This is a genomic window from Micromonospora cynarisoli, assembly GCF_030518815.1.
In the GTDB taxonomy this organism is placed as follows: Bacteria; Actinomycetota; Actinomycetes; order Mycobacteriales; family Micromonosporaceae; genus Micromonospora; species Micromonospora wenchangensis.
The window spans coordinates 5,974,956-6,001,092 of sequence record NZ_CP130426.1 but is presented as its reverse complement, the minus strand read 5'-3'; the positions used below and the strand labels follow the sequence as shown (position 1 = coordinate 6,001,092).

Below are 26,137 nucleotides of genomic sequence, written 5' to 3'. Positions count from 1 at the left end.
GACGCCTCACTGCCGGGCTCCGCCCTGTTGATCAAGAGGTTCAGGTCACGTTGATCTCCGACGTTGACGCAAACCTCTTGATCAACGGGGCGCGGCGAGGCGCGGCAAGGGCGGGACCGGGCGAGGCGGGACCGGGCGAGGCGAAAGCGGGGCGGGACCGGGCGGGAGCGGGATGGCGGGGCGGGGAAGGGTGGGACCGGGGGGGGGAGACAGTGATGCGCCCCGGTCCGTGGGGACCGGGGCGCATATCGAGGTGGTGGAGGTGCCGGGAATCGAACCCGGGTCCTTCGCCGGTTTGTCAGGGCTTCTCCGAGCGCAGCTCGCTGTGCCTCTACTCGGCCCCACCGCTCACGCGAGCAAGTTGGTGTGACGGGCCCAGTCGCTGATTGATCTCGCCGCACGGACCCCGCGACCGGGTCCGATTGGCCAGCCTTCTAGCTGATGCCGGCTAACTGGGTCGAAGGCGCTCCCAGGCCGACAGACTCACTACTCGCCTCAGGCGGCGAGAGCGAAGTCAGCGCGATTGTTCTTGGCGCTTATTGGTTTCCGACGACCGATTCTCGAGACGACGTCGGCTTCCTCGGCTCGCTTCCCCTGTCGCTGCGTACGAAGTCGAAACCAGTCACCCCCTCGACGGGCCGCCGGATGTGGCGGCACTGTCCAGACTAACGCCTGCCGCAACGGGTTTCATCCCGAGCCCCGGCCCGGCGTGCCGAGCCGGACAGACGGGACGAATCAGTCGTCCATCCCCTTGCCGCGGCGACCGGACACGCGGGCGATCTCCCGGTCGGCGTCCCGCTTGGCGAGGTCCTGCCGCTTGTCGTACGACTTCTTGCCCTTGGCCAGGGCGATCTCCACCTTGGCCCAGCCGTCGGAGAAGTAGACCTGCAACGGGACCATGGTCAGGCCGCCCTCGCGGGTCTTGCCGATCAACTTGTCGATCTCCAACCGCTTGAGCAGCAGCTTGCGGGTACGCCGGGGCTCGTGGTTGGTCCAGGTGCCCTGGGTGTACTCCGGGATGTGCATGCCGTGCAGGAACAGCTCGCCGTCGCGTTCCTGGGCAAAGGCGTCGACCAGCGACGCCCGCCCGGCACGCAGCGACTTGACCTCGGTGCCGGTCAACGCCATGCCCGCCTCGTACGTGTCGAGGATGGCGTAGTCGTGGCGGGCCTTCCGGTTGGAGGCGACCACCTTGCGACCCTTTTCCCGTGGCATCCGGCGCCACCCCCTTCCACTACGCACACCGACCACCCGGCCGGTGAGCGGGGATCATGCTACCCGAATGACAAGGACCCTCCCGCGCCGTTTCTTCCCGGCGCAGGAGGGTCCTCACGGAGAGCCCTGCGGTGACTAGACCCGCAGGTAGAAGCGGAGCGTGACCCAGGCGGTGGCGGCGCTGATCAGGCCACCGACACCGGCCATCAGCGGGAACATCAGGAAGATGTCCGACCACTGAACCGGCGAGAGCAGCCCCTCCAGCGCCTTCAACGAGCCGCTGAACAGCAGTTGCTTCGCCCCGATCAGCGCGATCAGGCCCAGCACCGAGCCGATCAGGCCGGCGACCACCGCCTCCAGCACGAACGGCGCCTGGATGAACCAGTTCGACGCGCCGACCAGCTTCATGACCGCGACCTCACGCCGCTTGCTGTACGCGGCCACCTGGATGGTGTTCGCGACCAGCAGCAGCGCGGCGATCGCCATCACCACGGCGGCGGCCAGCGCGATGTTCTGGATCGCGGTGAGCACGTTGAAGATCTTGTCCAGCAGGCGGCTCTGGTCGACGATCACGTCGACGCCCTCGGTGCCCTGGTACTGGTCGTAGATGTTCTTGTACTGCTCCGGGTTGACCAGCTTCAGCCGGAACGACTCGGGGAGCAGGTCCGGCTTCACGGCATTCACCAGGTCGGGCGCGTCCTGGTACATCTCCTTGAAGGTCTTGTACGCCTCGTCCTTGTTGACGTAGAGGACCTCCTTGACCAGGGGGTCGCTCTTCAGCTTGGCGTCGAGGTCGGTGCGCTGCTGCTCGGTGACGTCGGTCTTCAGGAAGATCGAGACTTCGACGTTCTTGTAGTAGAGGTCCTTCATGTCGCCGACCTGCTTGTACATCAGGCCACTGGCGCCGAGCATGGTCAGCGAGACCGCCATCGTGATGATCATCGCGACGGTCATGGTGACGTTGCGCCACAGTCCGACCAGTACCTCGGACAGGACGTACTTCATCCGCATCGGGTGTTCCTCCGGCTCTCCGGCGTGAGGTGTTCGTCGTCAGGTCGTACGGCAGGGGTGGAGCGCCGGCTCACCCGTAGACGCCGCGGGCCTGGTCGCGCACGATGCGGCCGCTTTCGATCTCGACGACGCGACGGCGCATCTGGTTCACGATGTTGGAGTCGTGTGTGACCATCACGACGGTCGTGCCGGTGCGGTTGATCCGGTCCAGCAGGCGCATGATCTCGATCGAGGTGTCCGGGTCCAGGTTTCCGGTCGGCTCGTCCGCCAGCAGGATCAGCGGTCGGTTCACGAACGCCCGCGCCACCGCGACCCGCTGCTGCTCGCCACCCGACAGCTCGTGCGGGTACCGGTGCTCCTTGCCACCGAGGCCGACCAGCTCCAACACCTCGGGCACGACCCGGCGGGCCACCGCCTTGGTCTTGCCGATCACCTCCAGGGCGAACGCCACGTTCTCGTAGGCGGTGCGGTTCGGCAGCAGCCGGAAGTCCTGGAAGACGCAGCCGATGGAACGCCGGAAGTGGGGTCGCTTCCAGGAGCGCATCGACGTGACGTCCTTGCCGTTGACGATGACCCGGCCCTTGTTGGGGGCGACCTCGTGCAGCAGCATCTTGATGATCGTGGACTTGCCGGAGCCGGATGGCCCGATGAAGAAGACGAACTCGCCCTTCTCGATCGAGACGGACACGTTGTCGAGCGAAGGCCGGGACGCCTTCGGGTACGTCTTCGTCACTTGCTCAAGCTGAATCACGGGTGGTGAGTCTACGCGGTGTAACCGCAGAGCCAAGTGGCACGCCCCGCCGATACGGGGCGCGTCATCGATTCGCCCGGTCAACCCGGAATCGACGACGCGCCCCGTTCACGATCGATCACGCAGCGTCGTTGGCGAGCTGCTGCTGCTTGCGCCAGCGGATACCGGCTTCGATGAAGCTGTCCAGCTCACCGTCGAAGACCGAGGACGGATTGCCGGTCTCCTGCTCGGTTCGCAGATCCTTCACCATCTGATAAGGATGCAGGACGTACGAGCGCATCTGGTCGCCCCAGGAGCTGGTGCTGCCGGTCTTCAGGCCGGCCAGCTTCGCCTCCTCCTCCTGCCGCTTGCGCTCCAGCAGCCGGGACTGGAGCACCCGCATCGCGGAGGCCTTGTTCTGGAGCTGGGACTTCTCGTTCTGGCAGGTCACCACGATGCCGGTGGGGATGTGGGTGAGCCGCACCGCCGAGTCGGTGGTGTTGACGCTCTGCCCGCCCGGCCCGGAGGACCGGTAGACGTCCACCCGGACCTCGTTCTCCGGGATGTCGATGTGGTCGGTCTGCTCGGTGACCGGCAGCACCTCGACCCCGGCGAAGCTGGTCTGCCGGCGGCCCTGGTTGTCGAACGGGCTGATCCGGACCAGCCGGTGGGTGCCCGACTCGACGCTGAGCGTGCCGTAGGCGTACGGCACCTTGACGGTGAAGGTGGCGGACTTGAGGCCGGCCTCCTCGGCGTACGAGGTCTCGTAGACCTCCGTCGGGTAACCGTGCCGCTCGGCCCAGCGCAGGTACATCCGCAGCAGCATCTCGGCGAAGTCGGCCGCGTCCACCCCACCGGCGCCCGCCCGGATGGCGACCAGCGCCTCCCGGGAGTCGTACTCGCCGGAGAGCAGGGTGCGGACCTCCATCTCCTGGATGGCCTTGGTGAGCGTGGCGATCTCGGACTCGACCTCGCCCAGCGCCCCGGAGTCGGCCTCGTCCTCGGCCAGTTCCAGCAGCACCCGGGCGTCGTCGAGCCCGGACCGCAGGCTGCCCAGCTTGCTGATCTCGCCGTTGACGTACGACAACTGCGAGGTCACCTGCTGTGCCTTGGCCTGGTCGTCCCAGAGATCCGGCGCGGACGCCTGCTCCTCCAGCCGGGCCTTCTCCTCCCGCAGACGGTCGAGGTCGAGCACCGACTCGATGTTGCGCAGGGTCGCGTCGAGTTCCTTGAGCTGTTCGGCGTAATCGGCAGCGGTCACGACAGACAAGCGTACTGTGCGTGCGGCGGTCCGCTCACGTCACACCACCTACCAGGGCGGATGATCAGCCGACCGGGGCGGTCTTGAGCCAGGACAGCGCGGCCTTGTGGTAGGCGACGGCGAACTCCAGCGCGCTGGCGTCGTACTCGTCGCCTTCCTTCTTGGCGGTCTTGACCTGTTCGCGGACGTACGCGAGGGCCTCGGTGTGGTATTCGTTCGCCGAGGTGTAGAGGTTCTTGAGCTGGCTGGCCGAGTGCAGGTTGCCGAACGCGATCCGTAGGGCGATCGGGTTGCGGATGGTGTCCCGACCGGGATTCTCCGCCAGCCAGCGGGAGAAGGTCCGCTTGCCGGCCGCGGTTATCGCGTAGGGTTGACTCATCCGCGGCCCGGGCTTGCCCAGCCGCACGAAACCACGCTCAGCCAGCACCGGCAACTCACGGTAGACCTGGCTGCGTGTCATCGACCAGTACGGCGCCAGTCGGCGCTCAGCGGCGGCCATCAGCTGGCCACCTGTCATCGGCCCCTCGTGCAACAGACCCAGCAGGGCCGCCGCGGTGGGGTTGACTCCGGAATCCGCCATGCCGTCTAAGCTGCCACTTTGCCGTCCCGGCGTCCAGGATTTCCGGATTTGCCACCCGGGAGGATTTCCAATGTGCACTGTCGGCCGACGACAGTGCTCCCAGGACCACCCCCGACCGCCGCCCCGGACCGGACCGCCGGGGGTGCGCCGGCCCGTCGCCGGGCCGGCCGGGCCCGGCCGGCGGGGACGTCGTCGCACGCCACCGCCGGCCGTCGCCGGTTCAGCCCATGTGCGGGTACGTGTGGTCGGTCGGCGGCACGAACGTCTCCTTGATGGTCCGGGGGGACATCCAGCGGACCAGGTTGTGCCACGAGCCGGCCTTGTCGTTGGTGCCGCTGGCCCGGGCGCCGCCGAACGGCTGTTGCCCGACCACCGCCCCGGTCGGCTTGTCGTTGACGTAGAAGTTGCCGGCCGCGTACCGCATCTTCTCGGCCACCGCGTCGATCACCCGGCGGTCGGTGGCGAAGACCGACCCGGTCAGCGCGTACGGGGCGATCGACTCGGCCTGGGCGACCACGTCGTCGAACCGGGCGTCGTCGAAGACGTGCACGCCGAGGATCGGCCCGAAGTACTCGGTGGTGAACGTCTCGTGGGCCGGGTCGGCGCACTCGAACAGGGTCGGCCTGACGAACCACCCGACCGAGTCGTCGGCGGTGCCCCCGGCCAGCACCCGGCAGCTGTCGTCCCCGCCGATCAGCTCCAGCGCGGCGGTGTGCCTGTCGAACGCCCGGGCGTCGATCACCGCGCCGCCGAAGTTGCCGAAATCGGTCACGTCGCCGTACGTCAACGCGTCGGCGGTGGCAGCCAGCCGGTCCCGCAGCCCGCCCTCCCACAGCGACCGGGGCACGTACGCCCGCGAGGCGGCCGAGCACTTCTGGCCCTGGTACTCGTAGGCGCCCCGGATCAGCGCGGTGTGCAGGGCGTCGACGTCGGCGCTGGCGTGCGCGACGACGAAGTCCTTGCCGCCCGTCTCGCCGACCAGCCGGGGGTAGCCCCGGTAGGAGGCGATGTTCTCGCCGACCGTGCGCCACAGCTGCTGGAAGACCTTCGTGGAGCCGGTGAAGTGGATGCCGGCCAGGTCCGGGTCGGCGAGCACCACGTCGGAGACCTCCTCGCCCCGCCCGGTGACCATGTTGATCACGCCGGGGGGCAGGCCGGCCGCCTCGAACAGCCGCATGGTGAAGTGCGCCGCGAACTGCTGGGTGGGGCCCGGCTTCCAGACCACGGTGTTGCCGAGCAGGGCCGGCGCGGACGGCAGGTTGCCGGCGATCGCGGTGAAGTTGAACGGGGTCACCGCGTAGACGAAGCCCTCCAGCGGGCGGTGGTCGAACCGGTTCCACACCCCCGGCGACGAGTTCGGCTGGGCGGCCAGCAACTCCCGGGCGAAGTGCACGTTGAACCGGAGAAAGTCGATGAACTCGCAGGCCGCGTCGATCTCAGCCTGGACGGCGGTCTTGGACTGGCCGAGCATGGTGGCCGCGTTGAGGGTGTCCCGCCACGGGCCGGCCAGCAGCTCGGCGGCGCGCAGGAAGACCGCGGCCCGCTCCTCGAACGGCAGCGCCCGCCACGTCGGCGCGGCGTCCTTGGCGGCCCGCACGGCGGCGCGGGCGTCGTCGTGGGTGGCATGCCCGGTGACCCCGAGCACGTGCGCGTGCCGGTGCGGTTGGACCACGTCGATCGGGTCGCCGCCGGCCATCCGCTGCTCACCGGCGATGGTCATCGGCAGGTCGATCCGGTCGGCGGCCAGCTCGGTCAGCCGCCGCTTCAGCCGCTCGGCGTCGGCGCTGCCCGGCTCGTAGGTGCGTACCGGCTCGTTGCGCGGCTCGGGTACGGAGAACACGGCGTCCATCACAGGCTCCTGGGCGATCTCGACAGCGGCGGCGAAATCGGACCCGCAGGCACCGACCGGACGGCCGGACGCCGGACACCGCGCGGGGAAGCTGTTCGCGGCGGCGGGACCTCCGGCGATTCTCCCACGCCCGGCTCGCGGGGCTCACGCCCCGCCCGCCCCACACCGTGGATCACGAGGCAGCCACCCCCTGTCCGGTGACGATTCCCCAATGAAAGCGCGATCCGGACGAAGAAAAGCAGGACGGGCCGCACCCGACCGGTCGGGTCGGCCGCCGCCGGCACGCCCCGGCGGTACCGCGCCCCGGGGGCGGCCGGGAGCCCTCCACGCCCAGCCCGGGACGGTCCGCCCCGTCCGCGTACGCTGGTTCGCGCGAGTTCGCGAGGGACGCGAGTTCGCGAGGGAGAGGCCCGTCCCGGTGCCGGGGTGGCGCGGTGTCGAAGGGGAGACGATGAGCAACCAGCCCGGCAGCTCGACGGCCGAGTCCATCGACCGGTCGCCGGAGCAGCCGGCCGGGCGCACCGGGTACGCCCCGGGCACGCCCGTGCTGGCGGTGCTCGCCCTCGGCTGGCTGGCGGCGATGCTCTGGTCCACCCGGGAGGCGATCCACTCGGCGGCGGTCGGCCTCACCGCGATCACGCTGTCCGCGTTCGCCCTGCCCGGGGTGATCTCCGCCGCCCTGGTCGCCGGGGCTGCCGTCGCGCTGGCCGCGAGCGAGCTGACCGCGCGCCGGCTCGGTGACCGGGCCGCGCTGCGCTTCGCGGCGGCGATCGGGGCCGGCATGCTGGTCGGGCTGGGCACCGCGCTGGCGATCAACCTGACGTACGCCGACAACGCCACCACCAACACCATCGCCGGCACCAGCGCGGCGGCGGCCATCATCGGTGGGGCGCTCGCCGGGGCGCGTACCCCGGCCCCGGTCGGCGCGGTGGTCACCGCCACCCTCGGCACGCTGCTGTTCGTGGTGCTGTTCAGCCAGGCCCGGGACCCGCTGTTCGGCCTGTTCGGGGCCGACGACTCCCAGGCGTCGCTGGTCGGCGCCGCGAAGTGGGTCTCCCGCACCGAGTCGCTGCTCGGCGGGCTGGTGGCCGGGCTGCTCGCCTTCGGCTACCTCACCTGGGCCCGCCGCCGGGCCGTCCGGCACGCCCCCGACGCCACGGCCCCGCGCTGGCCCGCCTACCTGCTCGCCGGGGCCGGGCCCGGCCTGCTCCTGCTGCTCACCGAGGTGATCATCCGGATCGGCGGGCGGACCCTGCTGGACCTGGCGGGCGCGCTGAGCGAGGCGGACGCGGTGGCCCAGACGAGCATGGGCACCTCGCGGATCGACAACGGCATCTGGGTGCTCTTCGTGGGCGCGTTGACCACAGTCGTCCTCTTCGGTCGCACCCTCGGCCCGGCTCCGCGCGACGACGACCCGGAGGACCCCGCCGGGGACTGACCCGGCCCGGTCAGGACGCGGTACGCAGCAGCAACTCCCACTCGGACGGGTCGTACCACTCCAGCTCGTGGTCCTCGGCCCCGTCGACAGTGAACTGGGCGTCCGGGTCACCGGCGAGCGCCTCCACCACCACGTCCACGGCGGCGGCCACGTCCCCGACCGCCTCGGCCCCGTCCACGTGCAGCGCGGCCACCGCCGACGCCGGCAGCGGCCCGTCGAGGTCCACCACGCTGGAGCCCAACTCGCCGTCACCCCGGCCGACCGCCCCGGCGGGCAGGTCCACCGACACCACCACCCGGCGGCGGGGCGCGTCGGCGTCCTCCCGCAGCAGTTGCAGGGCGTCCTGGGCGGCCCGGGTGAAGGCGACGTACTCCAACTCCTCCTCGTCGCCCTCGGCGTACCACTCGCGCAGCCCGGGGGTGACCGCGTGGCCGCCGCTGGCCGGCAGCCCCTGTTCCCGCAGCAGGGCCAGCATCGGCACGGTCGCCGGCACGTACACCCGGACCAGCTCGTCGCCCACCGTCGTCTCCCCTGGTCGTCTCCGCTCACCGGGACGGCGGGTGGCCGCCCTGAACGCCGATCATGCCGTACGTCCAGACCGTCATACACCGCGCACCGCCCCGGGGGAAGCCGCCGCACCCGTCAACGTGCGGGTGCTGGGCGGGGAAGGCTGTCGGTGGCAAACTGGGCCGAACGACGCCAAGCCGAGAGGTTTCCGTGGAGCCGAGGTTTCTCCTGCTCTCCGACGTGGCCGCCGAGCTGAACGTGTCGGACTCGCAGGTCTACCACATGGTACGCAGCGGCGAGCTGCCCGCCATCAAGATCGGCGGACGGGGACAGTGGCGGGTCGAGCGGGCCCGGCTGGAGGAGTACATCCAGCTCAAGTACACCGAAACCGCCGAGTGGGTACGCGGCAACCCGCTCACCGACCGCGACCCGGAGTGACCGCGCCGTCCCGCTGAGCCATTGACCCTGGGCGTTGCCGTGCCCGACAATCGACGCTGTCGGAAGCAAACGAAGGCAAACACAGAAAATCAGGGGGCACCGATGGCCGACTCCCGTCGTCCGGGGCCGACCCGACCGCCGATCCGGTTACGGCCGGCCCCCGTCGCCGAGCCGCCCTACGTCGACGAGGTGCCGGATCTCTGGCCCCGGCCACCCGGACAGCTCGCCCTCGACCTGTTCGGCACGGGTCGGTCCGCCGTCGGCCGACCGACCGGCCGCCGCCCCGACCCCCGGGCCCGCCCCGGGCACCCGTCGGCCCCACCCCTGCCGCCGCCCGCCACCACCACCCCGGAGGCGACCCGGGCCGCCCACCGCTTCGTCGGCACCTGCCTGGAGATCCTCAACGGCTACCGGCCACCCGGCCAGATCCGGGCCCTGGTCGAGCCGGGGCACACCGTCGAGGTGACCGAGCAGCTCGCCCGCGCCGCCGCCCGCACCCCGCCGGTCCGCCGACGCTCCACCCGGCCCGCAGTCCACCTGCGCCGGCTGCGGGTGTGCCAGCCGCGCCCGGCGGCGGTCGAGGTGGCCGCCGTGGTCACCGGCGGCGGTCGGAGTTGGGCGATGGCGCTGCGCCTCGAACACCACCGCGGCAACTGGCTCTGCACCACCCTCCAGGTCATCTGACCCACCCGGGCGCCGCCCCACCCGGCCGCGGTGATCAAGAGGTTTGCGTCATCTTTGAAGATCGAACTGACGCAAATCTCTTGATCACCGGGCAGAGGCGGGGGCAGAGGCGGGGAGGCGGGACGGGAACGGGGACGCCCTCCCGCTCGACAGAGCGGGAGGGCGTCCCCGGATCAGGCTGGGGTGTGGGTCAGGCGCCGCCGTTGGGGGCGCCGTGGCAGCGCTTGTACTTGCGGCCGGAGCCGCACGGGCAGGGGGCGTTGCGGGACGGGCCACCCTCGGCCGCCCGGTCGACCGGGCCGGCGTTCCGCCGGGCGGTGCCGGCCGCGGCGGCCTGACCGCTCGCCCCGGCGGCAGCCGGCCGACGCGATCCACCGGCGGCCGGGCGGGCCTGCGACGGAGCCTGCGGCTGCCCGCCCCCGATGCCGAGCGCCGGGGCGGACGGCTCGGGCTCGGGCCGTTCCACGGCCACCGCGCCCGCGCCCGCCTCACCGTCGATCGTGGGGGCGGAGTATTGCAGCCCCTGCTGCTGCGGCGCCCGGTTGAGGCCCTTGGCCCGGATCTCGACCGGCTTCTCCAGCAGCTGGACCTCCTCGGCCTCCGGCTCCGGCTCCTGGACCTGCACCTCCAGGTTGTAGAGGAAGCCGACCGTCTCCTCCTTGATGCCCTCCATCATGGTGGCGAACATGTCGAAGCCCTCGCGCTGGTACTCGATGACCGGGTCGCGCTGGGCGTACGCCCGCAGGCTGATGCCCTCCTGGAGGTAGTCCATCTCGTAGAGGTGCTCGCGCCACTTGCGGTCGATGACCTGGAGCAGCACCATCCGCTCCAACTGGCGGGTGGCCTCCTCGCCGAGGCTCTCCTCCCGCCGGTCGTACGCGGCGTTCGCGTCCTCCCGGAGGCGGGCGAGCAGGAAGTCCTGGTCGAGGCCGGCCCGGGAGCCGACCTCCTCCTCCAGTTCCTCGATGGTGACGCCCACCGGGTAGAGCTGCTTGAGGCTGGCCCAGAGCTGGTCGAGATCCCAGTCCTCGGCGTAGCCGTCGCTGGTGGCACCCACCACGTACGCGCCGACGGTGTCGTCGATCATGTTGCGGACCTGGTCGGAGAGGTCCTCGCCGTTGAGCACCCGCAGCCGCTCGGCGTAGATCACCTGGCGCTGCTTGTTGAGCACCTCGTCGTACTTGAGGACGTTCTTGCGGATCTCGGCGTTCTGGCCCTCGATCTGGGCCTGGGCGTTCTTGATCTGCCGGGTGACCATCTTCGACTCGATGGGCACGTCCTCCGGGATGTTGAACCGCTCCATCACCGCCTCGACCGCGCCGGCCCGGAACCGCTTCATCAGCTCGTCCTGGAGCGACAGGTAGAACCGGGACTCGCCCGGGTCACCCTGCCGGCCGGCCCGACCGCGCAGCTGGTTGTCGATCCGGCGGGACTCGTGCCGCTCGGTGCCGAGCACGTAGAGCCCACCGGCGGCGGCGACCTCCTCGGCCTCCGCCTCGCACGCCTGCTTCCAGGTGGGCAGGACCTCCTCCATCGCCTTGGCGTACTCCTCCTCCTGCTCGGCCGGGTCGAGGCCGCGCTGGCGCAGCTCGCTGGCGGCGAGGAACTCGGCGTTGCCGCCGAGCAGGATGTCGGTGCCGCGGCCGGCCATGTTGGTGGCGACGGTGACCGCGCCCTTGCGGCCGGCCTGGGCGACGATCTCGGCCTCGCGGGCGTGGAACTTCGCGTTCAGCACGGAGTGCGGGATGCCCCGGCGGCGCAGCAGCGTGGACAGGATCTCGGAGTTCTCCACCGAGACCGTGCCGACCAGCACCGGCTGGCCGGCCTGGTGCCGCTCGGCGATGTCCTCGATGACCGCGTTGAACTTGGCCTTCTCGGTCTTGTAGATGACGTCGGCCTTGTCCTGCCGGACCATCGGCCGGTGCGTCGGGATGGTCACCACGCCGACCTTGTAGACCTTGTTGAACTCGCCCGCCTCGGTCTGCGCCGTACCGGTCATGCCGGAGAGCTTCTCGTAGAGGCGGAAGTAGTTCTGGAGGGTGATGGTGGCCAGGGTCTGGTTCTCCTGCTTGATCTCCACCCCCTCCTTGGCCTCGATCGCCTGGTGCATGCCCTCGTTGTAGCGGCGGCCGTGCAGGATGCGACCGGTGAACTCGTCGACGATCAGGACCTCGCCGTCGCTGACGATGTAGTCCTTGTCGCGCTTGTAGAGCTCCTTGGCCTTGATCGCGTTGTTGAGGTAGCCGACCAGCGGGGTGTTCACCGACTCGTAGAGGTTGTCGATGCCGAGCCGGTCCTCCACCTTGGCCACGCCGCGCTCGGTGACCGCGATGGTGCGCTTGGCGTAGTCGACCTCGTAGTCGCCCTCGCCGTCCTTGCCGGCCTGGAGCCGGCCGACGACGCTGGCGAACTCGCCGTACCAGCGGGCGGAGTGCTCGGCGGGGCCGGAGATGATCAGCGGGGTGCGGGCCTCGTCGATCAGGATCGAGTCGACCTCGTCGACCACGGCGAAGTTGTGCCCGCGCTGGACCAGCTCGTCCCGGGACCAGGCCATGTTGTCGCGCAGGTAGTCGAAACCGAACTCGTTGTTGGTGCCGTAGGTGATGTCGCACTCGTACGCGGCGCGGTGCTCGGTGGCCGGCCGGTTGGGCAGCACCACGCCGACGGTCAGGCCGAGGAACTCGTGCACCTGGCCCATCCAGGCGGCGTCGCGCTGGGCCAGGTAGTCGTTGACCGTGACCACGTGCACGCCCTTGCCGGACAGCGCGTTGAGGTAGACGGCCATGACCGAGGTCAGCGTCTTGCCCTCACCGGTCTTCATCTCGGCGATGTTGCCGAAGTGCAGCGCCGCGCCACCCATCACCTGGACGTCGTACGGCCGCTGGCCGAGCACCCGGGCGGCCGCCTCGCGCACCGTGGCGAACGCCTCGGGCAGCAGGTCATCGAGGGTCTCACCGTCGGCGAGCCGCTCCCGGTACTGGTCGGTCAGTGACCGCAGCTCGTCGTCGGTGAGGTTGACGTAGTCGTCCTCGATCGAGTTGACGGCGGCGGCGATGGCCTTCAGCCGGCGCACCATGCGGCCCTCGCCCGCGCGGAGGACCTTTTCCAGAATCGACACGGATCAACGCTCCCCTAGACAGTCTCGAACCATCGTAGGCGCTCAGTCGGCGCGATGGTCACTGGTGGCGGCGGTCCGACCCGACCAAACCGACATAACACTCGGCTCAACCCGCCGCCCGGCGGTTATCCGGTTACGCCCACCGCGAACGATCCGGCACGATGACTCGGATGGAGCCTGTGGAGATCATCGAGGACGGCCTGCTGCTGCGTCCGTGGCTCGCCTCGGACGCGGACGACGTGCACCGGGCTTGCCAGGACCCGGACATCCAGCGCTGGACCACCGTACCGCGTCCGTACCGGCCTGAACACGCCCACGGCTTCGTCACCGAGGTGAGCGCCCGCGCGTGGGCCGACGGCAGCGGGGCGCCGTTCGCGGTCTGCGACGCCGCCACCGGCGAGCTGCTCGGCTCCTGCGGTCTGGTCGCGATCGACCGGGCCCTCGACTCCGGCGAGATCGGCTACTGGACCGCCCCGTGGGCCCGGGGCCGGGGGGTCACCGTACGGGCCACCCGGGCGGTCGCCCGCTGGGCCTTCGACGTGTTGCCGCTGCGCCGGCTGATCTGGCAGGCCGAGGTCGGCAACCACTTCTCCCGGCTGGTCGCCCTGCGCGCCGGTTTCCAGATCTCCGGTGAGCTGCGGCTCGCCCGTCCCGCCGGGAACGGCCGGGTCGAGGGCTGGATCGGTTCGCTGCTGCCCGGGGAGGTGCCGGCCGTCGGCGCGGACGGTCCCGCCGGGCGGGGCACCCTGGAAGCCCGCCGGGCCGCCGTGTTCGGCCGGCCCCAGCCCGTCCTGTTCGCCACCGCCGGTGACGTCGAACTCCGGCTGCGGCCGATGGAGGAACGTGACCTGGACGGGGTGGTCGTCACCTGCCAGGACCCGGACACCGTCAGGTGGACCGGGGTGCCGCACCCCTACCGGCGCACCGACGCCGAGGGCTACCTGGCCTACGGCGGGCTGGCCTGGGCGTGGGGCAGCAGCGCGTGTTTCGTGCTGGCCGACCCGGACGACGCCTTCGCCGGCACCGTCGACCTGCGGCTGAACCCCGTCGACCCGCTGCTCGCCGAGGTCGGCTTCATGACCGCGCCGCACGCCCGGGGCCGGGGCTGGATGCCGGCCGCGCTCGGCGCGCTCGCCGCCTGGGGCGTCACCGGCCTCGACCTGACCCGGGTCGAGTGGAAGGCCCATGTCGGCAACACCGCCTCCCGCCGGGCCGCCGAGAAGGCCGGTTTCACCGTCGAGGGCACCCTGCGGGGCGGGGTGCCGCAGCGGGGTCAACGCGTCGACGCCTGGGTCGGCGCGCTGCTCGCCGAAGACCTGACGTGACCCCGCACGCCGGTGGATCGGGGAGGGCGCTCCAGCGGTGTGGCGGGCCGGCGGGGCCGCGTACGCGATAGTCGACTCTGCCACCGACCGGCCGATCGGTGGCGTCGGCCTGAGCCAGGTGGTGCCGGGGCGGGGGCAGGCGGAGCTGGGCTACTGGGTGGCGCCGCAGGCCCGGCGGCGGGGTGTCGCCACCGTCGCCACCCGGGCCCTGGCGGCTGCCGCGTTCCGGGCCGGGCTGATCCGGCTGGAGCTGCTCGTCCAGGCCGAGAACCCGGCCAGCCAGCGGGTCGCGGTGGCCGCCGGCTTCCACCCCACGGGGGTACGCCGCTCCGCCGGCCTGGCCGCGACGGCAGCCCGTACGACCTGCTCGCCTGGGTACGCCTGGCCGGCGACCCGCCCGGCCCGACGTACGCTGCCGGACCTGCCCGACGGCCGGCTCACCGACCCGGTGGTGACCCTGCGCCGGCTCGCCCCCGCCGAGGCGCTGCACCGGTTGCACAGCCGCCCCGAGGTGGTGGCGACCCGGGTCCGTCCGGTCGCCCCGACGAGGGCGGACATCGTCCTCTGGTCCCTCCGCACCGACCTCCGCCCCCTCCTTCCGCGGTGATCAAGAGGTTCGCGTCAACCGGATCTTCGACGTTGACGCGAACCTCTTGATCGACACCGCCGGGCGGGCCGGGCGGGCGGGACAGAGGGGGCGGGGGTGGCGAGACGGGCGGGTGGGTCAGGTGTCGAGGGAGATGATGCCGTAGTCGTAGGCGTGGCGACGGTAGACGACGCTCGGGCGGCCCGACTCCTTGTCGTGGAACAGGTAGAAGTCGTGGCCGACGAGTTCCATCTGGAACAGGGCGTCGTCGACGGTCATCGGGTCGGCCGGGTGCACCTTGGCCCGCGCGATGTGCCAGGGCTGGTCGTCGTGCTCCTCCGGACGCTCCTCGACGGCGGTGGCCGTGCCACCGGCGGACACGCCCGCGTCGTCCAGGCCGGCCACCGGCAGACCGGCGGTGGCGGCGGCGACGGAGATCGGCGCGTGCCGGCCCCGGTGTACGCGGCGGCGGTCGGCCGCCCGGCGCAGTCGGGTGTCCAGCTTGGCGATCGCGGCGTCCAGCGCGCTGTAGAAGTCGTTCGTGCAGGCCTCGGCCCGGATCACCGGGCCCCGGGAGACACAGGTGATCTCCACTCGCTGGCAGGTGTCGGACTGCCGGGGATTGCGTTCGTGGAACAGCTCCACATCGACCCGGATGAGCTTGTGATCGTAGCGTTCGATTTTCGCGAGTTTCTCCGCTACGTGTACCCGGTAATGGTCCGGCACTTCGACGTTTCGACCCTTGACCACGATGTCCACGTGACCTCCCTTTTCCGGATGGTCGGCTGATCTTCGAATCCGGCCGCGCGACCTCGGGAGGGCCCCTGGGAGCGTCGACCGGTCAGGTACGGCTACGCCTCCTTTCACCGTCGGGGGCGGGTGGGAAACCTTCCTACCCCCGACACGAAAACGCTAACTCCTGTACGCCCGACAGTCACCCCCGGTTCCGGGAAACCCTCAGAGAATTAACAGCAACCAACACCATGGGGTGAAACAGAAACACGAAGCGTCACCAATGCCGCCGTTTTTGCGTTGCACCCAGCACGGCCGCTCCGTATGGCGTCATTCCCGCCGCGCGCAAGGTCCGACTCACCGCCGCCAGGGTCGCCCCGGTGGTCAGGATGTCGTCGAGCACCACCACCGCCCGGCCACCGGCACCCCGCCCGGCCCAGCCCGACCGCACCCGGAACGCCGACTCCGCCGCCGCGGCCCGCCCCGCCCGGTCCAGCTCCACCGAATCCGGCCGGGGCAGCGCCCGCACCGGCACCGCCGTCCGCACGTCCCAGCCGGCCCGCCGCAACCGGGTCGCCGCGTGCCGGGCCAACCGGGTCAGGTGGTCGCCGTAGCGTGCCCGGGCCGCCGCCGCCCGGTCCGGCACCGGCACCAGCAGCACCGGCCGGGCCTCACCCACCGAGGCCGCCACCACCTCCGCCAGCAACCCGCCCAACGGCCGGGCCAACCCGTGCCGGCCCCGTTCCTTGTACGCCAGCAGCGCCTCCCGCAGCGGCCCCGCGTACGGGCCGAGGGCGTGGCACGGGGGCAGGTCGGGCGGGGCCGGGGTGGGGCGCGCCGGCACCGGGCGCAGCGCGGCGAGCCGGCGTACGCACTGCGGGCAGCAGCCCTGCCGCAGGCGCGCGTCCCGCCGGCCGCACCCCGCGCACCCGGTCGGGAAGACCAGATCGGTCAGGTCGGCCCAGAGCCCGCCCACGTCCCGCACCGCCGGCTCAGAACACGAAGAACGGCGCGGTCGGACTGCCCGCCCGGCCACCGGCGGACGGGGGCGGCACGTCCAGCACCTGCTCGCTCCGGATCGTCTCGGCCGACGGCGAGCGGTAGCGGTAGGCGACCCCGTTGGCCTCGTACATCATCATCACCGTCGGCAGCACGTACGTCGGGTTGGCCGGGTACACCGCCAGGTGGGTCACCCGGGCGCCCACGTCGGTGACCAGCGCGGCCTGCTGCGCCCCGTCCACGCCCACCTCGTACACGGCGGAACGGTTGGTGGAGCCGGCCACGGCCAGGGTGTTCTCCTGCGCCCAGTCCACCGCCGACAGGTCGGTCAGGGTGGTGGCGACCTGCCGTACCGGCCCGAGCGAGACCACCCCGCCGTCGAGGCTCGCCGCGCTGAGACAGAGTCGACCGCCGACGATCAACGCGATCCGGTGCCCGTCCAGCGAGGCGGCCACCGCGCTGACCGGGCCCGCCACGCCCACCGGCACCGGCACCATCCGGGCCCGGTCGTCGAACCGGTAGAGCCGCCCGTCGGCCACCACCAGCCCGTACGGCTGGGCCGCGCCGAGCGGGCGCAGCCAGACCGGCCGGCCGATCGCCGCGAAGGTCTGCGCCCCCGGGGTCAGCACCTGAACCGGCGCGACACCCGACCCGGTGACCAGCCGCTGCCGGCCGCCCGGGGCCGTGGTGACCAGGGCGGCGAGGGTCTTCTCTTCGGCGGCCCGCCGCACGGCGGCCGAGACGACGTCGTGGTTGTCCTCGGTGCGGATCGGCACGGTGCCGATCGCCTCGGCCTCGAAGGCGAGCGGATGGATCGCTCCGGCGTAGACGGTGAACCGCTGCGGCCCCTCGGAGAGCGGGTAGACCGGGTTGGCGAGGCGGTGCGCGGCGAGGTCGTCGATGGTCACCCGGGACTGGTTGCGGGTGGTGAGCTGGAGCGGCCCGTCCAGGTCGGACAGCGACCAGGCCAGCTGGATGCCGAGCTTCTCCAGCTTGCGCCGGTCGTCGCCGGGCAGGTCGAGGTTGACCTCCCACCGCCCGTCGGTCTTGACCGCGTTGTTGATCAGGGCGGTGCGGTCCGGCAGGCCGCTCACCCCCTGCCGCAGCCACTCCGACGGCCCGGCGATCAGCCACTTGACCGCCTCGCTGACCAGCCGCTCGGACGGCACGGCGAGCGGCAGGTAGCGCTGGTCGGCGACCAGCCGGGTGGCGTCGGAGTTCCAGAAGTAGACCGTACGGGTCTGGTAGTACTGCCGCAGGGACAGCGTGTCCAGCAGCAGCACGCTGGGCGGATCGGTGACGTAGTAGCCGCCGTCGGCGGTGCCCTCCTGGCCCGGCTCGGCGGAGCCGCGCAGCGAGAACTGGTATTCCGTGTCGGTCACCACCGGCGGGCCGAGCACCCCGTTGGCCCGCAGCACCCCCACCTGCTGCACCGGGACCCGCACGGTGAGCAGCCCACTGGCGTTCTCGGTGATCACCGGCTTCTCGGTCAGCCGGACCACGTTGATCGCGACCTCGCTGCCCTGCTTCTCGGCGAGCCGGTTGCGGTCCTCCCGGGCGATGAACTGCTTGACCCGGGCGTACGCCCGCTCGGGCTCGCCGGCCGCGGCGGCCAGGAAGTTACGGACGAACAGTTCCCGGTCGACGCCGCTGGCCGTGCGGGTGGGGGGTTCACCCCTACCGAAGCTGGACGCGCCCGCCGACACGGCCGGCCCGGAGCCGTCGACCTGCACGTCGGTGTGGTCGGGGATGCCGCAGCCGGCGACAGCCGCCAGCAGCGCGGCGCAGAGCAGCCCGGCCAGGGCCCGCAGCCGGCTCACGACCGGGCCTGGGCGCGCTCGTCGGTGCCGGCCGGCCCGGGGCCGATCGCCAGCACACCCCCGCCGGCCGGACCGATGGCCAGCAGGTCGCCGTCGCGGGGGCCGCCGAAGGGCAGGGTGGCGTCAGCGGGCACCAGCCGCAGCGGTGAGGTGGTGAGCCGGTCCCCGGAGCGGACCGGCAGGGTGAGCCGGAACTGGGCGCCCTGCCCGGGCGCGCCCCACGCCTCCAGCCAGCCGCCGTGCAGCCGGGCGTCCTCCAGGCTGATCGACAGGCCCAGCCCCGTACCGCCGGTCTGCCGGGCCCGGGACGGGTCGGCCCGCCAGAACCGGTTGAAGACCAGCTTCTCCTCGCCCGGTTTGAGCCCGACACCGTGGTCGCGGACGGTGACCGCGACGGCGGTCCGGTCGACGCCGAGGGTGATCACCACCGGCTTCGCCTCGCCGTGCTCCACCGCGTTGCCGACCAGGTTGCGCAGCACCCGCTCGACCCGGCGCGGGTCCACCTCGGCGATCACCGGGGTGGTCGGCACGGCCAGCTCGATGGTGACGCCGACCCGTTCGGCCAGCCCGGCGAGGCGGTCGGCGACCCGGTGCACCACCGGCACCAGGTCGGTCGGCTCGGAGTCGAGCATGGCGAAGCCGGCGTCGAAGCGGCTGATCTCCAGCAGGTCGGTGAGCAGTTCCTCGAACCGGTCCAGCTCCGCCTGGAGCAGCTCGGCGCTGCGCGCCACCGCCGGGTCGAACTCGTCGCGCTCGGCGAAGATCAGGTCGGCGGCCATCCGGACGGTGGTCAGCGGGGTCCGCAGCTCGTGCGACACGTCGGAGGTGAACCGGCGTTGCAGGCGGGACATCTCCTCCAGGCGGAGGATCTGCCGTTGCAGGTTGGTCGCCATCTGGTTGAACGAGGCGGCGAGCAGGGCGAGGTCGTCCTCGCCGTCGACCACCATCCGCTGGTCGAGCAGGCCGGCGGAGAGCCGTTGGGCGGTCCGCGCGGCGACCCGGACCGGGGTCACCACCAGCCGGGTGACCAGGGCGGCGAGCAGGCCCAGCAGCAGCACCAGGGCCACCCCGGTGGCCAGCACGGTGGCCCGCGCGTCGGCCGCGGTGGCGTCCTGCCGGTTGAGCGGGACGAGGTAGTACAGCTCCAGCTGGCCGAAGCGGGTCGGCACCGGGGAGCCGTAGACCAGGTACTTCGTCTGCTCGCCGGTGAGTCGTCCGGTGCGGATCTGGTGGGCCACCTTGCCGTCGGCGACGGCGGCCCGCAGCTCCCGGCTGACCAGCGGGCGGACGTCCATCGCCGGTGAGGTGCGGGTCTCGATGATGCCCGCGTAGTTGTCGGCGGTGATCGCGACCACCACCCCGCTGGTCTGCTGCGGGTCGCCCCCGGCCAGGTAGTTGACCGTGCCCTCGATGGTGTCCTGGAGCTGCGCCTCCTGCGGCTGGCTGTAGAGGAAGAACTGCTTGGCCGAGTAGTCGCTGCCGTTGCGCAGCCGCAGCAGCACGTCGGTCTCGGCGTTGTCGAGCAGGATGTTGGTGATCTTGTCAGCGATGAGGTAGGCGAAGCCGCCGACCAGCAGGCTGGACACCACCAGGGTGATGGTCACCACCCGGACCTGCAACGACCGTCGCCAGGTCTGGCGCAGGCCGGCGGTCACCCGCAGCGCGCGGCCCACCAGCACGCGACGCAGCGCCCGCGCGGCGGGACGCCAGCCGGCGGTGTGCTCGGGGGTGGGGTCGGGTGCACTGGTCACGGTGCAGCCCAGGCTATCCGGTACCCGCCTTGTAGCCCACGCCCCGCACGGTCAGGATGATTTCCGGCCGCTCCGGGTCCGGCTCGATCTTGGCGCGCAGCCGCTGCACGTGCACGTTGACCAGCCGGGTGTCCGCCGCGTGCCGGTAGCCCCAGACCTGCTCCAGCAGGACCTCCCGGGTGAAGACCTGACGCGGCTTGCGGGCGAGCGCGACCAGCAGGTCGAACTCCAGCGGCGTCAGCTTCACCTCCTCGCCGTCGCGGCTGACGGTGTGCGCCGGCACGTCGATGGTGATCTGGTTGCCGGGCGGGCCGATGGTCAGCATCTCCGGCGCGACGTCCTCGCCCCGGCGCAGCCGGGCCCGCATCCGGGCCACCAACTCCTTGGGCTTGAACGGCTTGACCACGTAGTCGTCGGCGCCGGACTCCAGGCCGAGCACCACGTCGACGGTGTCGCTCTTGGCGGTCAGCATGACGATCGGCACGCCCGACTCGCCGCGGATCGCCCGCGCCACGTCGATACCGCTCATTCCGGGCAGCATCAGGTCGAGCAGCACGATGTCGGGGCGACTGTCCCGGAACGCGGCCAACGCCCGTTCCCCGTCGGCGACGAAGGAGGGCAGGAAACCCTCGCTGCGCAGGACGATGCCGAGCATCTCGGCGAGCGCGGGGTCGTCGTCGACCACCAGTACCCGGGCTCTCATGGGGTTTATGTTTCCATCCCCGTTCAGTTGGTGGGATCGGCGTCTGGATGGCACGGTACTGCCGGGAGAGGTGCCACCGCACGTCCCACGCGCGATATCTCCCCCGATGACCGCATCGCGTGGGCCGCCCGGTGGGTCCACCCGGCCGGTCGTGCCGTGTCACCATGATCCCCGGGCAGGTCGCCGCCCGCCAGCCACCATCCGCAGGAGTACGCGTGCCCGACGTCGGCCCGACCGCCGTGCTCCCCCGGCGTCCGCTCACCGTCGGCGAACTGCTCGACTCCGCCGTCCTGCTGCTGCGCGCCGGGGGCCGGGTGCTGATCCCGCTGGGCGTCCTGCTCGCCGCCGGTGAACAACTGCTGCTGTACCCGCTGCGCCGGCTCGCCGACGCGCTGCCCCCGGTGTGGTGGAGCGACAGCGGGGCGTTCCCGCTGTGGTGGCAACTGCTCGCGGTGGGCGCCGCCGCCGAGGCGGTGATCGTCCTGCTGCTCGGCAACCCGGCCGCGCGGGCCGCCGGCGCGGCGCTGCTCGGCCGCCGGGCCGGGGTGGCGGAACTGCTGCGCCCGGCCGGTGCCCGCTGGGGCGTCACCCTGCTACTCGCCCCGGTGGTGGGCCTGCTGATGCTGATCGCGGCGCTGCTCGGCCCGGCCTGGCTGGTCGGCTACGGGCTGCTCGGCTCGGTCGCCTCGGCGGTGGTGCTGGACCGGGTGCCCGGGTTGTCGGCGGTGCCCCGGGCGGCCCGCGTCGCGGCACGTGGCCGCGCCGCCGCCGTCCGGCTGCTGGGCTACCTCGGCTGGTGGGTGCTGCGGGTCGGGCTGGCCCTCGGCCTCTTCTTCGGCGTCGAGTCGCTGCAGCTGGTCGACCTGGCGGACCCGGGCGTGCGGGTCGCCGCCGCCATGCTCGCCTTCGGCGCGGTGAACAGCGTCGCCTACCCCGCCCTGGCCTGCCTGGACGCGGTGATCCACCTGGACGCCCGGATGCGCACCGAGGGGCTGGACATCCAGCTCGCCCGTACCCCCGCCGGGCTCGTCGCGGCCGGCCTGCCGGCGGTCGACAGGTGAGCCGGTGGTGGACGGAGGCCGTCGCCGCGCTCGGCGACGTGCTGCCGCTGCCGCTGGCGGCGCTGCTGGTGGTGCTGCTGGCCGGGGTGGTCGCGCTCGCCTGGTACCACTTCCCGGCCTGGGTGCCCCGCCGGCTGCCCCGGCTGCGGCTGCCCCGCCTCCGGTTGCCCCGGTGGCGGTTGCCCCGGTGGCGGTTGCCCCGGTGGCGACGCCGCCGGGCCGACGGGCCGGTCACGGTGGCGCTGCCCCGCCCCCGCAGCGCCGACGACGGCCTGCCCGCCGACGCCGCGCGTTCCCTGGCCGACCGGCTGGCGGCCGAGGGCCGGTACGCCGAGGCCGTCCGGGAGCGGCTACGCGCCATGGTCCGCCGGCTGGTCGCGGTCGGCGCGGTGGCCCCCCGGGCCGGGATGACCGTCACCGAGCTGACCGACGCGGCGGCCCGCGCCCGGCCCCCGGTCGACCCGCCGTTGCGCGCCGCCGGGGCCATCTTCGCCGAGCTGTGGTACGCCCAGCGCCCGGCCGCCGCCGACCACGACCGGCGGATGCGGGAACTCGCCGACGACCTGGACCGGGCGCTCGCCACTCCACCGCCGGACGGGGGCACACCGTGACCGGCCCCGCCACCCCGACGGCCGCCGGCCCGGCACCGGCGGGCCCCGGCGGACCGCCGCCGGCCCGGCGGCGGCGACGCCGGCACCGGGTGATCGTGCCGTTGGCGCTGGCCGCCGCCCTGCTCGCCGGCACGATCGGCGCCCACGCCCTGGACCAGCCCGACCCGGGCGACCCCGGCTTCCTCTCCCCGGTCGCCACCGACGACGACGGGGGCAGCCGCCTCGCCGACGCGCTGCGCGCCCAGGGCGTCACCGTCGCGCGGGAGACCGACCTGCTGCCCGCCCTGCTCGGCCTCGACCGCGGCCCAGCCACCCTCTTCGTCCCGGCGGCGGAGCTGCTGCACCCGGACACCCTCGGCGCGCTGGGTGAGCTGCCGGCCGGCCGGCGGCTGGTCCTCGTCGACCCGTCCCGCCGGGTGCTCGAATCCGCCGGCCTGCCGCTGGTGCCGACCGACCGCCGGTGGGCCGCCCGGGCGGTCGACCCGGCGGCCGGCGGCCGGCCCTGTGCGGTGCCCGAGGCGACCCGGGCCGGGGTCGCCGCCGCCGGGCTCCAGCGGTACGCCGCCGCGCCCGCAACGGCGACCGCCCTCGACAGTTGCTACGCCGGCGGCCTGGTCCGGCTGCCCGGCCGGGCCGAGGTGGTGGTGATCGGCGCCAGCGACCCGTTCCGCAACGACCGGATCGCCGAACACGGCAACGAGGCGCTCGGCACCGGCCTGCTCGGCGTCCACGGCCGGGTGGTCTGGCTGGACCTGGCCGGCCCGGCGCCGGCCCCCACGTTCGGCCGGCCCGGCGGCACCGGCGAGCCCGCCTGGTCACCCACCCCCGGCGGCTCCACCGGATACGACGGCGACGGCACCGGCGAACAGGGCGCGGGTGGCCCCGGCACCACCACCGGCGACGGCGACGGCGACGGTTCGGGTGACGCCCCCGACTCGGCCGGCCCCCCGCCACCTGACGACCATCCGCTGTTGGACGCCTTCCCGCCCTGGTTCTGGGCGCTGCTGCTCCAGCTCGCCCTGGTCGCCCTGGTGATGGTGCTCTGGCGGGCCCGCCGGCTCGGCCCGCCGGTGACCGAGCCGCTGCCGGTCGAGGTCCGCTCCGCCGAGACCGTGTTCGGCCGGGCCCGGCTCTACCAGCGGGCCCGCGCCCGGGGCCCGGCCGCCGCGACCCTGCGGACCGCCGCGTTGGGGCGGTTGCGGGGCCGGCTCGACCTGCCCGCGACGCTCGGGCCGGCGGAGGTGGCGGCCCGGGTGGCCGGGCCGGCCGGCGGCACCCCGGAGCAGCTCCACGAGCTGCTCTTCGGCGCGGCCCCGCAGACCGACGCCGAACTGCTGGAGCTGGCCCGGTCGCTGGATCGGCTGACCCGTACCGTGGCGGCAGCACCAGGCCGTCCGACCGAAGGAGACCCCCGGTGACCCGACCCGCCACCACCGCCGAGCCCACGGTCGGCCCGGACGACGCCCGGGCCGCCCTGCACCGGCTGCGCACCGAGGTGGCCAAGGCGGTCGTCGGTCAGGACTCGGTGGTCACCGGCCTGGTGATCGCGTTGCTCTGCCGGGGTCACGTCCTGCTGGAGGGGGTGCCCGGGGTGGCGAAGACGTTGCTGATCCGTACCGTCGCCACCGCCCTGGACCTGGACTCCAAGCGGGTCCAGTTCACCCCCGACCTGATGCCCGGCGACGTCACCGGTTCGTTGATCTTCGATCCGCGTACCGCCGCGTTCACCTTCCGGGAGGGGCCGGTCTTCACCAACCTGCTACTCGCCGACGAGATCAACCGGACGCCGCCGAAGACCCAGTCGGCGCTGCTGGAGGTGATGGAGGAGCGCCAGGTGTCGGTCGAGGGCGCCCGCCGGCCGCTGCCGGACCCGTTCATCGTGGCCGCCACCCAGAACCCCGTCGAGTACGAGGGCACCTACCCGCTGCCCGAGGCACAGCTCGACCGGTTCCTACTCAAGCTGACCGTGCCGCTGCCCAACCGGGACGAGGAACTGGGGGTGCTGCGCGCCCACCACGCCGGTTTCGACCCGCGTGACCTCGGCGCGGCCGGCGTACGCCCGGTGGCCGACGCCGCCGACCTGGCCGCCGCGCGGGAGGCCGTCGGCCGGGTGCACGTGGCCGAGCCGGTGCTCGGCTACATCGTGGACCTGTGCCGGGCCACCCGGACCACCCCCGCCCTGGAGCTGGGCGCGTCGCCCCGGGGGGCCACCGGGCTGCTCAGCACGGCGAAGGCGTGGGCCTGGCTGGCCGGCCGCGACCACGTCACCCCCGACGACGTGAAGGCCACCGCCCGTCCGACGCTGCGGCACCGGCTGCGGCTGCGCCCCGAGGTGGAGCTGGAGGGGGTCGGGGTCGACGCGGTGCTGGACACGGTGCTGGCCACCGTGCCGACCCCGCGATGACCTGGCGGGCGGCCGTCCTGCTGCTGGCGGGCGTGCCCACCCTGCCGTTCTGGCCGGACCCGGTGCCCGCCGTCGCCGTGATGACCGCCGTCGTGCTGCTGCTCACCGCCGTGGACTGGGCGCTCGCCGCCCCGCTGCACGGGCTCACCGTCGACCGTGAGGGCGACCGGGCCGTCCGGCTCGGCCAGCCCGCGACCGTCACGCTGCGCCTGACCAACACCTCCGGCCGTACGCTGCGCGCCCAGGTGCGCGACGGGTGGGTGCCGTCCGCGGGGGCCCGTCCGGACGTACCGCCGGACCGGGTGTCCCGGGTCGGGCCGGGCGGGGTGCTGGTGCTGCCCAACCGGCTCATCCCCACCCGGCGCGGTGACCGGCCGGCGGTGACGGTGACGGTGCGTTCGCTCGGGCCGCTCGGGTTGGCGTTCCGGCAGCGGGCCGGGCGTCCCGCCGCCCCCGGCTGGACGCTGCGCGTGCTGCCCCGGTTCGACTCCCGTCGGCACCTGCCGGAGAAGCTGTCCCGGCTGCGGGTCATCGACGGCACCCAGGTCACCCGGGGCCGGGGCCAGGGCACCGAGTTCGACACCCTGCGCGAGTACGTCGTCGGCGACGACGTCCGCTCCATCGACTGGCGGGCCAGCGCACGCCGCTCCGACGTGCTGGTCCGCACCTGGCGGCCGGAACGCGACAGGCGGTTGGTGTGCGTGCTGGACACCGGCCGCACCTCGGCGGTACGCGTCGGTGACGTACCCCGGCTGGACGCCGCCATCGACGCGGCGTTGCTGCTGACCGCGCTGGCCGCCCGGGCCGGCGACCGGGTCGAGCTGCTGGCCGCCGACGCCACGATCCGGGCCACGGTCACCGGCACCGGGCGGCGGGACCTGCTGCACCGGCTGGTCGACGCGCTCGCGCCGGTGCACCCGGCGCTGGTGGAGACCGACTTCGACCTGATCGTCGCGGAGATCCTGCGGCGGCACCGACGGCGCAGCCTGGTGGTGCTCCTGACCGCGCTGGAGCCGGGGGCGCTCGCCGAGGGCCTGCTGCCGGTGCTGCCCCGGCTGGCCGCCCGGCACCGGGTGGTGGTGGCGGCCGTGCACGACCCGGTGCTCACCGCGCTGACCACCGCCCCGCCGGTACGCCCCGGGGACGCCTACGCCGCCGCTGCGGGCTGGCGGGCCATCGCCGAGCGGGACCGGGTCCGCGCCGCCCTCGGCCGGTACGGCGTGACCGTGGTGGACGCCCCGGCGGACCGGCTCGCCCCCGCCCTGGCCGACACCTACCTACGGCTCAAGGCCCTCGGTCAGCTCTGACCGGACA

At 72.9% G+C, this 26,137-nt stretch carries 22 protein-coding genes, 1 other RNA gene and 1 pseudogene; 10 read left to right on the top strand and 14 right to left on the bottom strand.

Annotated elements, in window-relative coordinates:
• Positions 1-254 precede the first annotated feature (254 nt).
• The 7 genes from ssrA to pruA all read right to left on the bottom strand — a co-directional run bounded on the left by ssrA (position 255) and on the right by pruA (position 6,646).
• Positions 255-630, bottom strand: a transfer-messenger RNA (tmRNA) gene (gene ssrA / locus Q2K16_RS26465).
• Between the two features lie 105 nt (positions 631-735).
• Positions 736-1,215: an SsrA-binding protein SmpB gene (gene smpB / locus Q2K16_RS26460; RefSeq protein ID WP_067306250.1), complete on the bottom strand. Its 480-nt coding sequence runs from the start codon at positions 1,213-1,215 to the stop codon at positions 736-738.
• A gap of 135 nt (positions 1,216-1,350) precedes the next feature.
• Positions 1,351-2,226 carry a permease-like cell division protein FtsX gene (ftsX, locus tag Q2K16_RS26455; RefSeq protein ID WP_088642978.1) on the bottom strand — a complete coding sequence of 292 codons (876 nt, stop codon included), beginning with the start codon at positions 2,224-2,226 and terminating at the stop codon, positions 1,351-1,353.
• A 70-nt stretch (positions 2,227-2,296) separates the two neighbouring features.
• On the bottom strand, positions 2,297-2,977 hold the full coding sequence (ftsE, locus tag Q2K16_RS26450; RefSeq protein ID WP_088642977.1) for a cell division ATP-binding protein FtsE: 681 nt from the start codon (positions 2,975-2,977) through the stop codon (positions 2,297-2,299).
• 118 nt (positions 2,978-3,095) lie between these two features.
• Complete coding sequence (gene prfB / locus Q2K16_RS26445; RefSeq protein ID WP_088642976.1) at positions 3,096-4,217, bottom strand: peptide chain release factor 2; 1,122 nt, start codon at positions 4,215-4,217, stop codon at positions 3,096-3,098.
• A gap of 64 nt (positions 4,218-4,281) precedes the next feature.
• Positions 4,282-4,797 carry a PadR family transcriptional regulator gene (locus tag Q2K16_RS26440; protein WP_145918036.1) on the bottom strand — a complete coding sequence of 172 codons (516 nt, stop codon included), beginning with the start codon at positions 4,795-4,797 and terminating at the stop codon, positions 4,282-4,284.
• A gap of 220 nt (positions 4,798-5,017) precedes the next feature.
• Entirely contained in the window at positions 5,018-6,646 is a 1,629-nt protein-coding gene (pruA, locus tag Q2K16_RS26435) for an L-glutamate gamma-semialdehyde dehydrogenase (protein ID WP_302740855.1), read from the bottom strand.
• Positions 6,647-7,097: 451 nt separating this feature from the next.
• On the opposite strand from pruA, the gene Q2K16_RS26430 reads away from it, so the two are divergent.
• Positions 7,098-8,084, top strand: a complete 987-nt coding sequence (locus Q2K16_RS26430) for a hypothetical protein (RefSeq protein ID WP_302740854.1) — start codon at positions 7,098-7,100, stop codon at positions 8,082-8,084.
• A 10-nt stretch (positions 8,085-8,094) separates the two neighbouring features.
• Here Q2K16_RS26430 and Q2K16_RS26425 read toward each other — a convergent pair whose 3' ends face one another.
• Positions 8,095-8,604, bottom strand: a complete 510-nt coding sequence (locus Q2K16_RS26425; RefSeq protein WP_302740853.1) for a DUF6912 family protein — start codon at positions 8,602-8,604, stop codon at positions 8,095-8,097.
• A 197-nt stretch (positions 8,605-8,801) separates the two neighbouring features.
• On the opposite strand from Q2K16_RS26425, the gene Q2K16_RS26420 reads away from it, so the two are divergent.
• Positions 8,802-9,029, top strand: coding sequence for a helix-turn-helix domain-containing protein (locus Q2K16_RS26420; RefSeq protein ID WP_302740852.1), 228 nt, complete (start codon positions 8,802-8,804; stop codon positions 9,027-9,029).
• A 102-nt stretch (positions 9,030-9,131) separates the two neighbouring features.
• The gene (locus tag Q2K16_RS26415) at positions 9,132-9,713 is read left to right on the top strand and encodes an Rv3235 family protein (RefSeq protein ID WP_302740851.1); all 582 of its coding nucleotides are present in this window, start codon (positions 9,132-9,134) and stop codon (positions 9,711-9,713) included.
• 190 nt (positions 9,714-9,903) lie between these two features.
• On the opposite strand, the gene secA is transcribed toward Q2K16_RS26415, so the two are convergent.
• Positions 9,904-12,831, bottom strand: a complete 2,928-nt coding sequence (gene secA, locus Q2K16_RS26410; RefSeq protein WP_302740850.1) for a preprotein translocase subunit SecA — start codon at positions 12,829-12,831, stop codon at positions 9,904-9,906.
• A 170-nt stretch (positions 12,832-13,001) separates the two neighbouring features.
• On the opposite strand from secA, the gene Q2K16_RS26405 reads away from it, so the two are divergent.
• On the top strand, positions 13,002-14,156 hold the full coding sequence (locus Q2K16_RS26405; RefSeq protein ID WP_302740849.1) for a GNAT family N-acetyltransferase: 1,155 nt from the start codon (positions 13,002-13,004) through the stop codon (positions 14,154-14,156).
• A 4-nt stretch (positions 14,157-14,160) separates the two neighbouring features.
• A pseudogene (locus tag Q2K16_RS26400) lies at positions 14,161-14,712 on the top strand (GNAT family N-acetyltransferase); the annotation flags it as partial.
• A 168-nt stretch (positions 14,713-14,880) separates the two neighbouring features.
• Here the strand turns inward: Q2K16_RS26400 and hpf are convergent.
• The 5 genes from hpf to mtrA all read right to left on the bottom strand — a co-directional run bounded on the left by hpf (position 14,881) and on the right by mtrA (position 20,747).
• On the bottom strand, positions 14,881-15,501 hold the full coding sequence (hpf, locus tag Q2K16_RS26395; protein ID WP_145918028.1) for a ribosome hibernation-promoting factor, HPF/YfiA family: 621 nt from the start codon (positions 15,499-15,501) through the stop codon (positions 14,881-14,883).
• Positions 15,502-15,751: 250 nt separating this feature from the next.
• Positions 15,752-16,459, bottom strand: a complete 708-nt coding sequence (locus Q2K16_RS26390; RefSeq protein WP_302740848.1) for a ComF family protein — start codon at positions 16,457-16,459, stop codon at positions 15,752-15,754.
• A gap of 7 nt (positions 16,460-16,466) precedes the next feature.
• A complete protein-coding gene (locus Q2K16_RS26385; RefSeq protein ID WP_302740847.1) occupies positions 16,467-18,293 on the bottom strand; it encodes an LpqB family beta-propeller domain-containing protein in 1,827 nt (608 codons plus the stop codon).
• Positions 18,290-19,981, bottom strand: a complete 1,692-nt coding sequence (mtrB, locus tag Q2K16_RS26380) for an MtrAB system histidine kinase MtrB (protein ID WP_489671937.1) — start codon at positions 19,979-19,981, stop codon at positions 18,290-18,292. Before mtrB ends, Q2K16_RS26385 begins: the two co-directional genes overlap by 4 nt.
• Positions 19,982-20,057: 76 nt before the next feature.
• Positions 20,058-20,747, bottom strand: a complete 690-nt coding sequence (mtrA, locus tag Q2K16_RS26375) for an MtrAB system response regulator MtrA (protein WP_067306208.1) — start codon at positions 20,745-20,747, stop codon at positions 20,058-20,060.
• Between the two features lie 215 nt (positions 20,748-20,962).
• On the opposite strand from mtrA, the gene Q2K16_RS26370 reads away from it, so the two are divergent.
• Genes Q2K16_RS26370 through Q2K16_RS26350 form a run of 5 tightly spaced genes read left to right on the top strand, consistent with a single transcriptional unit; the run spans position 20,963 to position 26,130 of the window.
• Positions 20,963-21,808 (top strand): hypothetical protein, encoded by an 846-nt coding sequence (locus tag Q2K16_RS26370; RefSeq protein WP_302740846.1) that lies wholly within the window; start codon positions 20,963-20,965, stop codon positions 21,806-21,808.
• Positions 21,805-22,419 carry a DUF4129 domain-containing protein gene (locus Q2K16_RS26365; protein WP_302740845.1) on the top strand — a complete coding sequence of 205 codons (615 nt, stop codon included), beginning with the start codon at positions 21,805-21,807 and terminating at the stop codon, positions 22,417-22,419. The genes Q2K16_RS26370 and Q2K16_RS26365 overlap by 4 nt, the downstream gene beginning before the upstream one ends.
• On the top strand, positions 22,416-23,837 hold the full coding sequence (locus Q2K16_RS26360; protein WP_302740844.1) for a DUF4350 domain-containing protein: 1,422 nt from the start codon (positions 22,416-22,418) through the stop codon (positions 23,835-23,837). Before Q2K16_RS26365 ends, Q2K16_RS26360 begins: the two co-directional genes overlap by 4 nt.
• Complete coding sequence (locus tag Q2K16_RS26355) at positions 23,834-24,823, top strand: AAA family ATPase (protein ID WP_302740843.1); 990 nt, start codon at positions 23,834-23,836, stop codon at positions 24,821-24,823. Before Q2K16_RS26360 ends, Q2K16_RS26355 begins: the two co-directional genes overlap by 4 nt.
• Positions 24,820-26,130, top strand: coding sequence for a DUF58 domain-containing protein (locus tag Q2K16_RS26350; RefSeq protein WP_302740842.1), 1,311 nt, complete (start codon positions 24,820-24,822; stop codon positions 26,128-26,130). Before Q2K16_RS26355 ends, Q2K16_RS26350 begins: the two co-directional genes overlap by 4 nt.
• Positions 26,131-26,137: the final 7 nt, after the last annotated feature.